This is a genomic window from Pseudobutyrivibrio ruminis, assembly GCF_015057245.1.
In the GTDB taxonomy this organism is placed as follows: Bacteria; Bacillota; Clostridia; order Lachnospirales; family Lachnospiraceae; genus Pseudobutyrivibrio; species Pseudobutyrivibrio ruminis_E.
This window is the reverse complement of record NZ_SVET01000009.1, coordinates 33,607-48,720: the sequence shown is the minus strand read 5'-3', so window position 1 is coordinate 48,720 and position 15,114 is coordinate 33,607. Positions and strand designations below refer to the sequence as shown.

Here is a 15,114-nt window from a genome sequence, read left to right as displayed (position 1 = left end):
GACAGGAGCTATCTTAGCATACTCCTGTCTTAAATACAACATCATTATTATCTAATCATTTCTGTTAAACCAAGCTTCTTATGTACCTTGCGAAGAGTTTTATTAGCAAAATAAGATGCCTTTTCTGCATTCTCCTTGATGCAGCCATCAATATATGCCTTATCCTTTTCAAGCTCTGCGCAACGAACGTGGAATGGTTCAAGCATATCCGCTACTGCCTCACCAACAGCAAGCTTGAAATCGCCATATCCCTTACCTTCAAATTCTTTAGCAACCTCATCCATAGACTTTCCAGTAACAACACCGTAGATTTCCATAAGATTTGATACACCAGGCTTATTTTCAACATCATATCTAACTTCAGCATCAGAATCTGTAACAGCCTTCTTAAACTTGCGGATGATTGTATCCTTATCATCAATAAGATAGATTGTTGCATTAACATTCTCATCTGATTTAGACATTTTCTTTGTAGGTTCTGCAAGAGACATAATTCGTGCACCCGCCTTTGGGAAATATCCCTCTGGAATAGTAAATACATCTCCGTAAATATTGTTGAAACGCTCTGCAACGTCTCTACAGATTTCCAAGTGCTGTTTCTGATCTGCTCCAATTGGCACCAAATCAGTCTGATACAAAAGAATATCTGCAGCCATAAGTGCAGGATATGTAAATAAGCCAGCATTAATATTATCTGCATGTTTTGCAGACTTGTCCTTAAACTGAGTCATACGGTTAAGCTCACCCATGTATGTGTAGCAATCAAGAATCCAGCCTAACTGAGCATGTGCTGGTACATGTGACTGGAAATAAATACAGTTTTTCTGTGGATCAAGTCCTGCTGCCACATACTGTGTATATATTCTTCTTGCGTTTTGTCTAAATTCTGTAGGATTCTGTCTAACTGTAAGAGAATGTAAATCCATAACACCAAAGAAGCAATCATAGTCCTCGTGAAGATTTACCCAGTTCTTTAATGCTCCTATATAATTGCCAATGGTAAGCTTTCCTGTTGCCTGCATACCTGAATATAATACTTTTCTCTCTTTTTCCATAATGTTATCTCCAAATTACTTTTTATTCTTTAGTATATTTTTGCGAATATATTCGTTTGTTGCACTCTCACCGTGTTCAGCAAGATATGTAAGCATATCCTCCAACAAAGCCGCTGTTTTAGGATGCATCATATATCTACCTTTTCCCCTGTTGTAATATTCTAATGCACTAGAATCGTTATAGTTTTCCTTTTGATAGGTCTTGCATGCTGCCACTCTGTCACAATACATTTCAACAACGTATTTTACAGGCATCTCCATGCCAGTCATATGATGATGCTCATCCAAGCTGTAATCTATCCAATATTCAAAATGATGTTTGTTGCGTCCCTTGTGATGAAGCCACGCCATAGAAACCCCTGTCTCTAATCTTTCAGCATTATTTGGACTCTGTGTACCCTGATAATACTTAGCCCCCACTCGAAACTCAACCCATGAATACTTTGATAAATCATGTAGAAGCCCCTGCATGTATAGACCTACAGCAAAGCATCCCTTTCTAACTAAACGACGATGATGGGTGATTGTTTTAAAATGTTCCCAAGCCTTCATTAAATAACTACCTCTTTCCTGGCTTTACCCCAACAAGCACGCTGATGGAATTGCCTGGAACATTGATTGACTGCTGGTCATGTATAGGCTTTGGTTCAAAATCATCAGTATCTTTAGCTGTGTTAAAGCACAAACGCCATCGTTTTCCTGGAGCTAAAAGTGGAAGTGCCATATCAACAGCATCATAGTGGAAGTTATAGCATACAAATACTTCCTCTTCTTCATCAACATAGGCACCATTATAAAGAACACCCAACGCTTTTTGCTCCTCACCGATAGACATCATCCATGGCTCGGTACCATGAAATGACATATCAGGAAGACCTAAATGTCTGTAGTCATTCATTAAAAATGGACTTTCAACTCTAATACATTTATGGTTCTTTCTAAACTCAATCAATTTTTTTACAAATCCAGTAAGTGAATCTTTGCTCTTTGTCTTTGTAAAACAAGTGTATCCAACTTTGTTGTCCTGGCAATAAGGGTTATTATTTCCAAGATGTGTAGCCGCAGCTTCATCTGCCGCCACAAAAAGTGGCACACTCTGAGAAAGCATCAACGCGGTAAAAGCATTTCGCATCTCTCTGAATCTATTAGCATTGATGGTTTTGTTTGTAGTCTTTCCTTCAACTCCATAGTTGAAAGAATAATTGTTGTTAGTACCATCTCTGTTATCTTCGCCATTATCCCAGTTGTGTTTTTCACCGTATGAATATGAATCCCACAATGAGAATCCGTTAACATTCGCCATGTAATTTACAAAACCATAGGCACTATTCTGTCTACGCATATGATTTGCAAACTGAACCATACTTCCGTTCATATGGTTTTCAATCTGTCTGGTAACATTCATAAATGAATCGTTATACACAAACAAATGCTTTTTACCTTTTTCATTACAAAGGATTTCCTCTGGAATAAATTCGTAGAAAATCTTTGTATCAGCCAAATAAGGCTCAGCTGCAATTCGCTGAATTGGTGCATTGCATCCCACTATATGGAATCCATCAATATGAAAATACTTAACATAATATTTTAAACACTCTAATATAAGGTCATCTGGCGTTTCAGCAGCAAAAGCCATCTCCATAATAACTTCAAAACCACTGTTGTGAAGATTGCTAACCATGTTGCGCAGGCCTTCACATGCATTGGAAGCCCCACCAAAATAAGATGCCTTTGGTGCAAAATAATTAGCAATGCCAAATCCCCAATAATTTTTCTTACCAGAGAACTCTTTTGTCTCGGTAATCATCCCTTTAGTAGATATAAGCATTTTATTATCTAAAAATAACTCTTCGAAATCATAAAGAGGCATAAGCTCAATGCTGGTAATACCCATGTTTTTCAAATATGTTTTTTTCGAAAGAAGGCCATTGTAATTTCCCACTTTCGAAGCTGCCATATTAAATCCTGCAGTAAATCCACGCATGTGAAGCTTATAAAGAATCATATCAGAAGGAGCAATTTCTACTTTTATGTCCTTCCAGTTTTTTTCAATATGTGAAATACCAGAATATACAGCAAACTCTTTTGTCTGGCGTTCCTTAACATCTCCCCACTTATCGCGACCTACAACAGCTGTGCAGTAAGGATCAAGCGCAGTTTTATCATCTTCTTTTATGAGATAACAAATCTTATCAATATCTATACCAGTAACTTCAACAGAATATACTCTTCCTACAGCAAAATCCGGTATAAGCTCTATTTCCTGTAGCTGCTTTTTTGTTTTTTTATCAAATAAAAGAATGGATGCCTTTTCCGTAGTAGGTTTAATCGCTACCGTGAAAATAACACCATCCTTTGCTCTTATTCTTGGACCATATTCCCTAAAATCGCCCCTTAATACCTTCATAACTATGCCTCGATTCCAAAAAGCTGTATATTAAACTCAAATAATAATTAATTTTACTAGACAATATTCCTGATGAATTATATCATAAGGACATGTCTTAAACAAATAAAATAAACAAAAGGAGTATAGAATGGACGAGAATCAAGTATTTCCAGTTGACAATGAAGACGATGATGTTGTTGTCACTTTAAGTTTGGATGATGGTTCAGAAGTGACATGTGAAATTCTCACAATCTTTGACATAGGCGAGCAGGATTATATTGTACTTCTTCCTCTCGATGAAAACGGCGAGGAAAATGCTGAAGGTCAGGTATACATCTATAGATATTTCGAGGATGAAACAGGCGCACCTTCGCTTGACAACATCGAGTCTGATGAAGAATACGATGCAGTAGCTAAGAAGTTCGATGAACTTTACGGCGAAGCTTTAGATGAAGAATAATTCAGCTCATTTAAGAATCGGGATTTATCCCGGTTCTTTTTATTTGTATAAGTCAAATATAAGTTTCGTTTAGTCCTAGTAATTCCAACATAAAACAAACGGCGCTCCGCCTCCATCTCATCTTTGGAATCAGCTTTATTACTCGGGATTATTCCATCATTTACACCAATAATAAAGACATTTTCAAACTCCAATCCCTTACTTGAATGCAAGGTATAAAGTCCAATTTTATTCTTTTTATCTATTACCTTCATTTTGTTTTCATAATCCACTTTAAGCCTCATAATATTCAGCTTATCAATCGCCTGCTTTATAGTCTTACAGTCCTTTGTCATTTCAATGAAAAAATCCAAGACATCATAATACTCGTTTACATCAGCATTCTGTTTTACAGCTTCCTCCTTTAAAAAGCTATCATACCCCATTACATTCTTTATATAATTAATAGCAGCGCATGGCGACATTTTGCTTATCAAATTCACATCCGCAATTAGCGCCTCTGTAGCCCTGAGGCATCCTGGATTATCTTTATAAAAGGACTTTATTCCTTGCAAATTTCCTCTATATTCCACACTTCTTCTATGCAGAAATCGATTAGGGCGATTTATAATTGATAAAAGCCTAGCTCTAGTTTCATTTCCAATAGCAATCTGAAAGTATGCTTCTATATCTGAAATAATGAAGTGAGAATAAATGTTAGGCATTTTTTCCTTTAGGTAAAAGGGTATTTTCTGTTCTAATAACTTGTCAACTATATACCTCGCGTCAGAATGATTACGATATAAAATAGCAATTTCATCAAGGGATGTACCGCCTTTATTAAGCTCTTTTATCATTGATATAACATAATCAGCTTCATCCCCTTCGGATTTTAATTCCTCAACACATAGTTGTCCATCATCAGCAGTTGCCATTATTTGTTTTTGAAAACGCATGGTGTTTTTTGATATCAAATTACCTGCTTTTTCCACAATATTAGTCGGATTTCTATAGTTATAGTTAAGAACAACAACATTGCAATCCGGATATTGTTTTCTAAAATCATCCATCAGTTTCGGATTCGCTCCTCGGAATCCATAAATAGACTGGTCATCATCTCCTACGCAAAAAATATTATTTGTCCGAGTAGAAAGCATCTTAATTAACTGAAATTGCAAATCATTCATATCTTGCATTTCATCTACGAGAAAATAAGAAAATCGATTTTGCCATTTTTCAAGTATTTCAGGCTTGCTATTAAAAAGTTCATACGCTTTCTTTAACATGTCATCAAAATCTATAACATGATATTTAGCTTTAAGATTTTCATAGGCTAATACAAAATCTTTAAAGTCCCTCTTGTCTACAGACTTTGGCAAATAATTATCCACCCCTCCAACTCGATTATTTATAAAAGAAAGCTCTGATGAATAGCTTTTCACAAGCAAACTATCATCATGGTCTAAATTTACCCGCGCCATAGCCTCTCTAATTATTTTTGTCCTAGTATTTCCCATGATAATATCTGTAGACTTAAAACCAATTTCTTTTTGTAGAATACCCCAAAATAAAGAATGGAACGTCCCAAAAGTCACAGGATGAATATCATCTGATAACCTTTCGAAACGTTCCTTCATTTCTAAAGCCGCAGCCTTGGTGAATGTAATCACCAGGATTTCTCGAGCCGGTACACCAGATTCTATAAGGGCCATAACACGCCTTGTAAGCACTGCAGTTTTCCCACTGCCAGGACCCGCCAGTACCAGGCAAGGTCCGTTCAAATGTGAAACTGCTGTTTGTTGGCTATCATTAAGATTCATAAAATATAGATAACCGCGTTTCTTTATAGAGGTTTCCCGACTCTATCTGCATGTATTATATTATTTAGACAGCTTTTCAATAGCTGCTTTGATTCGTTTAATAGACTCTTCTTTACCAAGAATCTCCATGAGCTCAGTTGCACCACCAGGAGTCATCTGCTTACCTGAAACAGCTGTACGTACTGGCCAAAGCACATATCCATTCTTGTACTCATGCTCTGCAGCAAATCCAGAAAGAAGCGCATATAAAGCATCATTTGAGTAGTCATCCTGTGCCTCAAGAACAGGAAGAAGTTCTTTTAAAACTGCAAGTGAAGACTCTTCATTTGTCTTCATCTTTTTGTGAGTATACATTGCACTGTCATACTCAGGAACTGCATCAAAGAAATCAACATGGTCCTTGATGTCAGGGAAGATTTCGATTCTAGTCTGAACCATCTTTGCAATCTTCTTTAAATCATAATCACCCTTAATGTATTCCTTGAGATAAGGCTCAGCCATCTGATAGAACTTATCAAAGTCCATAGCCTTCATGTACTCTCCGTTCATCCACTTGAGCTTTGTAATATCAAAAACTGCTGGTGACTTTGAAATACGGTGATAATCAAACTCTTTAACAAGCTCATCTAATGAGAAGATTTCGTTATCGTTTTCAGGTGACCATCCAAGTAAAGCAACAAAGTTAACAACTGCTTCTGTTAAGAATCCCTGCTCAATTAAATCTTCATAAGATGAGTGGCCAGAACGCTTAGAAAGCTTCTGATGCTCCTCATTAGTAATAAGTGGACAATGGATATACTTTGGTACTTCCCAACCAAAAGCTTCGTAAAGACGATTGTACTTTGGTGATGAAGAAATGTATTCATTACCACGAACAACGTGTGTGATACCCATAAGGTGATCATCAACAACGTTTGCAAAGTTATATGTTGGATAGCCATCAGACTTGATAAGAATCATGTCATCAAGCTCTGCGTTATCAACTGTAATCTCTCCGTACAACTCATCTACAAATGTAGTTGTACCTGTACGAGGATTGTTCTGACGAATTACATAAGGCTTTCCAGCAGCAAGATTTGCTTCTACCTCTTCCTTTGAAAGGTTTAAGCAATGCTTGTCATAGATGTGGATTTCCTTTCCACCAATAACCTGCTTGCACTCTTCAAGACGCTTGTCATCGCAGAAGCAGTAATATGCCTCTCCTTTTTCAACAAGCTGCTTTGCGTACTTAAGGTAAATTCCCTGTGCCTGACGCTCTGACTGAACGTATGGACCGAAGCCTTTGTCTTTATCTGGTCCTTCATCGTGAATAAGACCTGTAGCAGCAAGTGTTCTATAAATAATATCTACAGCACCCTCAACAAGACGCTCCTGGTCTGTATCTTCTATTCTAAGAAGAAAATCGCCGCCCTCGTGCTTTGCTACTAGGTAAGCATAAAGAGCTGTACGAAGATTTCCTACATGCATTCTTCCTGTAGGAGATGGTGCGAAACGTGTTCTAACCTTACTCATTTTATACCTCGCATAAAATCAAATTAATTTAAGACTTACATAAAAATGCAATCCTAAACTATTCTATACTAATTTTGTAAATTTTCAAGTATATACCGTTACGTTATGCAATGTAACGTTGTGTGAAATAATATCCTGTCGTATAATCAAATTCATGGTAACTCGAAAAATAAGAAAAGATGAATTAAATAGTTTTTATCAATCTAAATTTGATTATTTCAGGGTTGTTAGTGGATATTCTGCCATATTAATCGGTCTATTAGAGATGTCCTATTTCATCTCCGATTGCATTTTATATGGAAGATTTGCAACTGAGACAGTAATTCCTCGATTTTCCATTGTAATACCTCTTATCCTGTTTTTAATTCTTTATCCAAGAATAATTGATTACAAATGGGGAACCCTTCTATATTATTTGATGCCACATGCAGCTATGTGGTGTACAATATGGGCCATTTACCATCTGGAGAATAGGGATTATGCCCGTGAAGGCTTCATAATCATGCACTTTGCTTTCCTGGCTATCGGTTTTGCTACTCCACTAAAATACCACATAGTTTTGCACGCTCTTTTGATGGCCAATATCATTATTTCAAATATGTGGAATCATTATGAGTATTATACCATCATGTTGGCACTTGCTATTCCGCTCTATATCGGTGTTGTCATTATGCTATGGATTTTGGAGAGTTCCTACGCAGATCAATACCTTATAAAAAAGCAATTGGAAATCAGCTCTGTCTCAGATGAGCTCACAGGCGTTAATAATCGATACATTATAAATGAAATAATTGACCCAGCAACAGATAAATTTTCATTGCAAAAAGATATTGTCGTTCTCATGTTTGATATTGACTTCTTTAAGAAAGTAAATGACACCTACGGTCACGAAGCTGGTGATGAAATTCTTAAATATGTTTCTACTAAAATAAAAAGTCATCTTTCAAAAGATGATTACATCATTCGCTGGGGCGGTGAAGAATTCATTGTGATTCTTGTAAATCATACAACTGATAGCGCCTTAGAATTAGCAGAAAAGCTTCGCTCAGATGTTGAAAATTCCAATAATGGAATCTGCCCTATAACAATATCTATGGGACTCTGCTGCTACGACAAAAATGATACTTATCAGCAATGTGTTGACAAAGCAGATAAAGCTTTATACTACGCAAAGAATCACGGTCGTAACCAAATAATTAACTATAAAGATATATAAATCTAAAGCCATCTAGCTTCTAACTAGATGGCTTTATTAATATCTTTACAAAGTATTTACAAAGCTCATGAATGCTTCCATTCCCTCTTCTGTGCATTTATACACACCTGCACATTCAAGAACTTCACAGAATACCTTACCAATCTCCTGCTGAAGAATTTCATTTACATTGCTTTCATCAATCTTATCATAATTCTTTGAGAAGCTTTCGACCCAATCAGCATGTTTTTCAAGAATTTCATTACTTCTTAAATCCTTGCCATTTACAATGTAGTCTGCAAGCTGCTCCATTTCACCTTTAAGACGACTAGGAAGAACAGCTAGCCCCATTACCTCAATAAGACCAATGTTTTCTTTTTTAATATGATGTAAATGAGCATGTGGATGATAAACTCCAAGAGGATGCTCCTCGGTTGTTATATTGTTTCTAAGAGCTAAGTCAAGCTCAAACAATTCTCCTCTCTTTCTAGCAATAGGAGTAATTGTATTATGCTTTTCTCCATCCGTCTCAGCAAAAATAAACGCAGCTTCGTCAGTATAACCTCTCCATGCATTCAAAATATGCTCTGCAAGATCAATTATCCTCTTCTCATCCTTGCACTGAAGACGAATAACTGAAAGTGGCCACTTAACAATACCAGCTTTTACATCCTCATATCCATTCACAGAGAACTCCTTAATAATTGGAGCTTTTTCCATTGCAAATGTATAATGACCACCCTGGAAATGATCATGGCTCAGGATAGAACCACCTACGATAGGAAGGTCTGCATTACTTCCAAGGAAATAGTGTGGGAAAAGCTTAACAAAATCGAATAACTTAACAAATGTGGCACGTTCGATTTTCATTGGTGTATGTTCACCATTGAATACGATGCAGTGCTCGTTATAGTAAACATAAGGACTATACTGGAATCCCCATTTACTATCATTTATAGTAATAGGAATAATACGATGATTCTCTCTGGCTGGATGATTTGTACGTCCAGCGTATCCCTCATTTTCCATGCAAAGCTGACACTTTGGATATGCTGATTGTTTCGCATTCTTAGCGGCTGCAATAGCCTTTGGATCCTTCTCCGGCTTTGAAAGATTGATTGTAATATCAAGTGTTCCATAGTCTGTTTCTGTGGTCCACTTCAAATCCTTCTTTACTCTATATGTACGGATATAGTCGGAATTACGACTCATATTATAGAAGAAATCTGTAGCAGCCTCTGGGCCTTCATTCTTATATATATCATTGAACTTATCAATAACCTGTGATGGTCTAGGGCAAAGCTGATTCATAAGCTTTGTGTCAAACAAATCTCTGTATGTAATAGAGTCTTCGATGATTCCTCTTTTGACCGCTTCATCAAGTAAGTCCTTTAAAACATCTTCTAAAACGATATTTGATAAATCACACTCAGGATCAGTGTACTCATCCTCTTTCATGCACTCTAGCAAAAGATTTGTTGTGTAGATTCTTTCACACTCTGGTGTAAGCCCTGTATCAATTCCATACTGAACTAATTTCTTTATACTTTCCTGCAACATATTTCCCCTCCGAAATTATTGAAATATTAATATGAAGCTTGTTCTTCTGGAAACTATTTTACACCTTTTCGGTTTTCTACTTCAAGTATTCTTGCAAGGAAAAATTGCAAAAACGACCATTCAAATTATTTACTATCATAGCAACACCAGAGATAATCAAGAATAATATTACAAGCTTCTTAATCAGCTTCTCATCCAAGATATCCCCACACTTCATACCAAGCCAAAGGCTGAAAAGCATCACCGGAGCAAGGCATATTGCCTTTATAAGGCTATCAAATGTCATTACCCCAAGTACGATATATGTGACAAGTCTAAAGGTGTTTTCAGCTATGAATACAAGGCTTAGATTAGCTTTAAACTCTGTGCTAGTCTTTGTAACTTTACTTACAAATGCTGCCAAAAGCACACCTACACCGAACATTCCACACATAGCGCCTGCAAGAATTCCTATTACTATGTCAAATAATTTATGACTCTTTCCAGCGGAGGGCTTATACTCTCGATACATCATATCTATGCCAACGAGTGCAACCATAACACCAAATATCATTTTAACGATATTCGCATTTACGTATCGAAGTACAAATGCCCCTGGAAGACTTCCTGCTATAACCACAATAATCAAGGGAATAACGATATTTTTATCTATTTTTTCCCTGTTTTTGAAAGTCAATATTACATTTGTTGGATACCCCAGTACCAGCTCCACTGGAGAAATATTTACATTGTTTACTCCAAATCCCAGTATTGTATCAAACACTAACGTATTTGCGAATCCACATAGCCCTTTAACAAAGAAAGCGCAAAACGCTGCTAAAATCCATAAAAACATTAAAATAACCACCTAATCTATATTAAATCAAAAATGCTCATCTGATTGTCAATCCAAGACTTTTGATTAGCCTCATGGATTATATCTCCCTCTCGAAATCCTCCAATTAAAAATGGAGAATTCACATCGTGGAGTTTTTCATTTATTCTTACCTGACTTAAGTCATTATTTGCATAGCAGTATTTGCAAAAATGTCTACAAGTATCGTACGCTCCTATATCGGCTCCAAGATAGCAAGCACAGTCTGCCCTGGCAGGCTTAACATTTGATTTAGGCACATTCAAATGAGCAGAAATGGCCTTTTCATACATATCTACTGTCATGCAGCCACTGCAATCAGCTCCGAATTTAGCAAGAAAATCTCCTTCTGCGCATGGCTTTACAACCATATTGTTGGCTTTCGCGATACGAATAATCTCCTGTCCCAAACGAAGCTTATCTTCTGCAGATACAGCCATTGCGTCAGGAAAGTTCTTCTTTACCTTTTCGTAAATATCAATAAAGCTGATTACCACATGATTGGTATATCCTTTAAGATTTTCTGCCATCTTTGTGAAGGCTTCAATATGAAAATCGACTGTATATTTTTCATTTACAAAGATTGGATCATATCGCCAGCCAATGCGATTAATCCCCACAGTTTTAGAGAGGAATTTGAAGGACTCCATTACCTCTTTTTTATCTGGAACACCTGGCTCAATATCCTTGCCATAGGGTGTGATTGTCACATACCAATACTGACCATAGTCTTTTACTAAATCCAAATACGAAAAAAAAGGTGCTGGATTCTTTGTGCAAAAGCCAATAGCATCCACCACCTGTGGGTTTAAAATATATTTATTTACTGAATTTTGATTGTAAGGATTGCGCACACATACATAGCCTTCTCTCAGTCGGTTCGCAAACCATTCCGGAAAGAATGCAGGTATATCTGTGCGCTGCCCTGTATTAATAATCATTTATTATCCTTTATAGATCGTCGATAGCGTCCTTTATTTTATCTGCAAAGCCCTTCTTCTTTTTCTCAGCCTTTACTGACTTTGGACCGCCAACTGTTGTGTTGCCTGTAAGCTCATCGAACTTGCGAAGTGCTTCCTTAGCTTCCTTAGAAAGTCCTGTAGGAACCTGTACAACAAGTGTAACATACTGGTCACCACGAACATTTCTATTTCTAAGGGAAGGAATACCTTTTCCACGAAGTCTGATTGTTGTATCAGTCTGTGTACCAGGCTTAACCTCGTATGATACCTTGCCGTCGAGAGTATCAATAATAACCTCTCCACCAAGTGTAGCCTGTGCAAATGAAATAGGTGCTGATGAGTATACATCCATATCTCTACGCTGGAAAATAGGATGATTTGCTACGATTACTTCTACAAGTAAATCGCCTCTTGGGCCACCATTTCTGCCTGGCTCACCCTTTTCACGGATACGAACACTCTGGCCATTATCGATACCAGCTGGAATAGATACAGAAATCTTCTTCTTACGAGCGACATAGCCTGTACCATTACAATCAGGACATGGAGTATCAATAACCTCACCTGTTCCCTGACAATCAGGACATGTTGTAACATTCTGAACCATACCAAAAAGTGACTGCTGAGACATCATTACACGTCCCTTACCGCCACACTTTGTACATGTACGCTTGCTTGTACCAGGCTTTGCACCTGTACCATGACAAGCAGCACATTCATCCTTAAGAACGATTTCAATCTGTTTTTCACAACCGAAAGCTGCTTCTTCAAAAGTGATATGCACTGCTGCTCTGAGGTTTGCTCCACGCATTGGGCCATTTGAAGCACGACCACCGCCGCCTCCAAAGAAGCTACCAAAGATGTCACCAAAGATATCGCCGAAGTCCATACCAGAGAAATCAAAGCCGCCAGCTCCGCCACCGCCGTTTTCGAATGCTGCGTGACCAAACTGATCATACTGACGTCTCTTGTCTGCATCAGAAAGAACAGCATATGCTTCAGAAGCTTCTTTGAATTTCTTCTCAGCTTCTGCATCACCTGGATTCATATCAGGGTGATACTTCTTAGCAAGCTTTCTATATGCACTTTTGATCTCACTATCTGAGGCTGTCTTAGAAACTCCAAGCACCTCATAGTAATCACGTTTTTGTTCTGCCATTGTTTATCAATCCTTTACATATTAAAATGCCGTGAAAAACTCCAACACCTTCAAAGCTTCCGTAGACCACTTCCATACGTCGCCAGTTACAGCTACAAGCCTTAGTATCTCTCCGCTCGACTAAAATGTCTCGCTCGAGAGATCTAAGAGCTTGTTGCTTACTGGCTTACGTTTAGCCTTCCTACTCGCGCTTGCCAAGACAATGTGTTTTTCACAGCATATCATATTTACAAATTATACTTCCTTGAAATCAGCGTCTACGACATCATCTGCTGGGTTAGACTGTGCGCCTGCACCAGCGCCTGCTCCTGTGAACTGGCTCATATCTGGGCCTGCACCAGCTGCTCCACCCTGTGCCTGTTGTGTCTGCTCATACATCTTTGCAAATACCTTCTGAGCTGACTCTGTAAGCTTCTCCTGAGCTGCCTTAAGCTCACCAATCTGTGAATCGCTCATCTCCTCTGGAGTCTGGTACTGATCAAGAAGCTTCTGAGCTGCTTCGATATCAGCCTCAACTGCTGCCTTATCAGCTGCATCAATCTTGTCACCTACTTCATCAAGAGCCTTCTTTGTCTGGAATACAAAGCTCTCAACATCGTTTCTTGTATCAACAGCTTCCTTACGCTTCTTATCCTGAGCCTCATACTCCTGAGCCTCTTTAACTGCCTTATCGATATCCTCATCAGACATGTTAGAACCAGCTGTAATTGTGATGTGCTGCTCCTTGCCTGTTCCAAGATCCTTAGCAGATACGTTTACAATACCGTTAGCATCAATATCGAATGTAACCTCGATCTGTGGTACACCTCTCATTGCTGGTGGGATACCATCAAGTCTGAACTGTCCAAGTGACTTGTTATCCTTAGCGAACTGACGCTCACCCTGTACAACGTTGATATCAACGGCTGTCTGGTTATCAGCTGCTGTAGAGAAGATCTGGCTCTTCTTTGTAGGAATAGTTGTGTTTCTCTCGATAAGTCTTGTAGCAATACCACCCATTGTCTCAATTGAAAGTGAAAGTGGTGTTACATCAAGAAGAAGGATATCGCCTGCACCAGCATCGCCAGCGAGCTTACCACCCTGGATTGAAGCACCGATAGCTACGCACTCATCTGGGTTAAGAGTCTTGCTTGGCTCGTGACCTGTAAGAGCCTTTACCTTATCCTGAACTGCTGGGATTCTTGTAGAACCACCAACAAGAAGTACCTTTGAAAGGTCTGAAGCGTTAAGACCAGCATCCTTAAGAGCCTGGTTAACAGGACCTGCTGTAGCTTCTACTAAATCATGTGTTAACTCATCAAACTTAGCACGTGTAAGGTTCATATCAAAGTGCTTTGGACCTTCTGCTGTAGCTGTGATAAATGGAAGGTTGATGTTTGTAGTTGTAGCAGATGAAAGCTCTTTCTTAGCCTTCTCAGCTGCTTCCTTAAGTCTCTGAAGTGCCATCTTATCTGTTGAAAGATCTACGCCCTCAGCTGCCTTAAACTCTGCAAGCATCCAATCTGTAATCTTCTGATCGAAATCATCACCACCAAGTCTGTTGTTACCAGCTGTAGCAAGTACTTCGATAACGCCATCACCGATTTCAATGATAGATACATCAAATGTACCACCACCAAGATCGTATACCATAATCTTCTGCTCCTGCTCGTTATCAAGACCATAAGCAAGTGCAGCTGCTGTAGGCTCGTTGATGATACGCTTTACATCAAGACCTGCAATCTTACCAGCATCCTTTGTAGCCTGACGCTGAGCATCGTTGAAGTAAGCTGGAACTGTGATAACTGCCTCAGAAACCTTCTCACCAAGGTAGTTCTCAGCATCACTCTTAAGCTTCTGAAGAATCATAGCTGAAATCTGCTGTGGGCTGTACTTCTTGTCGTCGATGATACGACCGTTGTCTGTACCCATATCTCTCTTAATTGAAGAAATTGTCTTTTCTGCATTTGTAACAGCCTGACGCTTTGCTGGCTCACCAACAAGTCTCTCGCCTGTCTTTGTAAATGCTACGATAGATGGTGTTGTTCTAGCACCCTCTGTATTTGCGATAACGGTAGGCTTTCCACCTTCCATAACAGCAACACAGCTGTTAGTTGTTCCTAAATCGATACCAATAATCTTTCCCATGATTTATTTCCTCCTATTTTCTTACTAGTGTAATCTGTCTAAA

At 38.4% G+C, this 15,114-nt stretch carries 12 protein-coding genes; 2 read left to right on the top strand and 10 right to left on the bottom strand.

The features are described 5' to 3' along the window. Nucleotides 1–47 precede the first annotated feature (47 nt). The 3 genes from trpS to E7274_RS08985 are packed head-to-tail and all read right to left on the bottom strand — an operon-like array spanning nucleotide 48 to nucleotide 3,462. Nucleotides 48–1,055: a tryptophan--tRNA ligase gene (gene trpS, locus E7274_RS08995; RefSeq protein WP_033153961.1), complete on the bottom strand. Its 1,008-nt coding sequence runs from the start codon at nucleotides 1,053–1,055 to the stop codon at nucleotides 48–50. Nucleotides 1,056–1,070: 15 nt separating this feature from the next. Continuing rightward, nucleotides 1,071–1,607: a DUF5662 family protein gene (locus E7274_RS08990; protein WP_304175401.1), complete on the bottom strand. Its 537-nt coding sequence runs from the start codon at nucleotides 1,605–1,607 to the stop codon at nucleotides 1,071–1,073. A gap of 7 nt (nucleotides 1,608–1,614) precedes the next feature. Then, complete coding sequence (locus E7274_RS08985) at nucleotides 1,615–3,462, bottom strand: alpha-amylase family glycosyl hydrolase (protein ID WP_304175399.1); 1,848 nt, start codon at nucleotides 3,460–3,462, stop codon at nucleotides 1,615–1,617. 130 nt (nucleotides 3,463–3,592) lie between these two features. On the opposite strand from E7274_RS08985, the gene E7274_RS08980 reads away from it, so the two are divergent. Then, nucleotides 3,593–3,904 (top strand): DUF1292 domain-containing protein, encoded by a 312-nt coding sequence (locus tag E7274_RS08980; protein WP_304175398.1) that lies wholly within the window; start codon nucleotides 3,593–3,595, stop codon nucleotides 3,902–3,904. Here the strand turns inward: E7274_RS08980 and E7274_RS08975 are convergent. Both E7274_RS08975 and gltX read right to left on the bottom strand, forming a co-directional pair. Further along, on the bottom strand, nucleotides 3,877–5,703 hold the full coding sequence (locus tag E7274_RS08975) for an ATP-dependent helicase (protein WP_304175396.1): 1,827 nt from the start codon (nucleotides 5,701–5,703) through the stop codon (nucleotides 3,877–3,879). The genes E7274_RS08980 and E7274_RS08975 overlap by 28 nt on opposite strands. A 60-nt stretch (nucleotides 5,704–5,763) precedes the next feature. Continuing rightward, complete coding sequence (gene gltX / locus E7274_RS08970) at nucleotides 5,764–7,215, bottom strand: glutamate--tRNA ligase (protein WP_304175393.1); 1,452 nt, start codon at nucleotides 7,213–7,215, stop codon at nucleotides 5,764–5,766. A gap of 502 nt (nucleotides 7,216–7,717) precedes the next feature. On the opposite strand from gltX, the gene E7274_RS08965 reads away from it, so the two are divergent. After that, nucleotides 7,718–8,431, top strand: coding sequence for a GGDEF domain-containing protein (locus E7274_RS08965; protein ID WP_304175392.1), 714 nt, complete (start codon nucleotides 7,718–7,720; stop codon nucleotides 8,429–8,431). A 45-nt stretch (nucleotides 8,432–8,476) separates the two neighbouring features. Here the strand turns inward: E7274_RS08965 and galT are convergent, their stop codons facing one another. The 5 genes from galT to dnaK all read right to left on the bottom strand — a co-directional run bounded on the left by galT (nucleotide 8,477) and on the right by dnaK (nucleotide 15,071). Beyond that, nucleotides 8,477–9,970 carry a UDP-glucose--hexose-1-phosphate uridylyltransferase gene (gene galT / locus E7274_RS08960; protein WP_304175390.1) on the bottom strand — a complete coding sequence of 498 codons (1,494 nt, stop codon included), beginning with the start codon at nucleotides 9,968–9,970 and terminating at the stop codon, nucleotides 8,477–8,479. A 76-nt stretch (nucleotides 9,971–10,046) separates the two neighbouring features. Next, on the bottom strand, nucleotides 10,047–10,805 hold the full coding sequence (locus tag E7274_RS08955; RefSeq protein WP_304175389.1) for a sulfite exporter TauE/SafE family protein: 759 nt from the start codon (nucleotides 10,803–10,805) through the stop codon (nucleotides 10,047–10,049). Between the two features lie 17 nt (nucleotides 10,806–10,822). Next, nucleotides 10,823–11,764 (bottom strand): DUF1848 domain-containing protein, encoded by a 942-nt coding sequence (locus tag E7274_RS08950; protein WP_304175387.1) that lies wholly within the window; start codon nucleotides 11,762–11,764, stop codon nucleotides 10,823–10,825. Nucleotides 11,765–11,774: 10 nt separating this feature from the next. Next, a complete protein-coding gene (gene dnaJ / locus E7274_RS08945) occupies nucleotides 11,775–12,944 on the bottom strand; it encodes a molecular chaperone DnaJ (RefSeq protein WP_304175386.1) in 1,170 nt (389 codons plus the stop codon). Nucleotides 12,945–13,178: 234 nt separating this feature from the next. Further along, nucleotides 13,179–15,071, bottom strand: a complete 1,893-nt coding sequence (dnaK, locus tag E7274_RS08940) for a molecular chaperone DnaK (protein WP_033153949.1) — start codon at nucleotides 15,069–15,071, stop codon at nucleotides 13,179–13,181. Nucleotides 15,072–15,114: the final 43 nt, after the last annotated feature.

Bases quoted from the DNA above. Each gene is read 5' to 3' on its own strand.
- gltX (WP_304175393.1), bottom strand. From the start codon at position 7,215: ATGAGTAAGGTTAGAACACGTTTCGCACCATCTCCTACAGGAAGAATG.
- E7274_RS08990 (WP_304175401.1), bottom strand. From the start codon at position 1,607: ATGAAGGCTTGGGAACATTTTAAAACAATCACCCATCATCGTCGTTTA.
- trpS (WP_033153961.1), bottom strand. From the start codon at position 1,055: ATGGAAAAAGAGAGAAAAGTATTATATTCAGGTATGCAGGCAACAGGA.
- dnaJ (WP_304175386.1), bottom strand. From the start codon at position 12,944: ATGGCAGAACAAAAACGTGATTACTATGAGGTGCTTGGAGTTTCTAAG.
- E7274_RS08985 (WP_304175399.1), bottom strand. From the start codon at position 3,462: ATGAAGGTATTAAGGGGCGATTTTAGGGAATATGGTCCAAGAATAAGA.
- E7274_RS08965 (WP_304175392.1), top strand. From the start codon at position 7,718: ATGCACTTTGCTTTCCTGGCTATCGGTTTTGCTACTCCACTAAAATAC.
- dnaK (WP_033153949.1), bottom strand. From the start codon at position 15,071: ATGGGAAAGATTATTGGTATCGATTTAGGAACAACTAACAGCTGTGTT.
- E7274_RS08950 (WP_304175387.1), bottom strand. From the start codon at position 11,764: ATGATTATTAATACAGGGCAGCGCACAGATATACCTGCATTCTTTCCG.
- E7274_RS08980 (WP_304175398.1), top strand. From the start codon at position 3,593: ATGGACGAGAATCAAGTATTTCCAGTTGACAATGAAGACGATGATGTT.
- galT (WP_304175390.1), bottom strand. From the start codon at position 9,970: ATGTTGCAGGAAAGTATAAAGAAATTAGTTCAGTATGGAATTGATACA.
- E7274_RS08955 (WP_304175389.1), bottom strand. From the start codon at position 10,805: ATGTTTTTATGGATTTTAGCAGCGTTTTGCGCTTTCTTTGTTAAAGGG.
- E7274_RS08975 (WP_304175396.1), bottom strand. From the start codon at position 5,703: ATGAATCTTAATGATAGCCAACAAACAGCAGTTTCACATTTGAACGGA.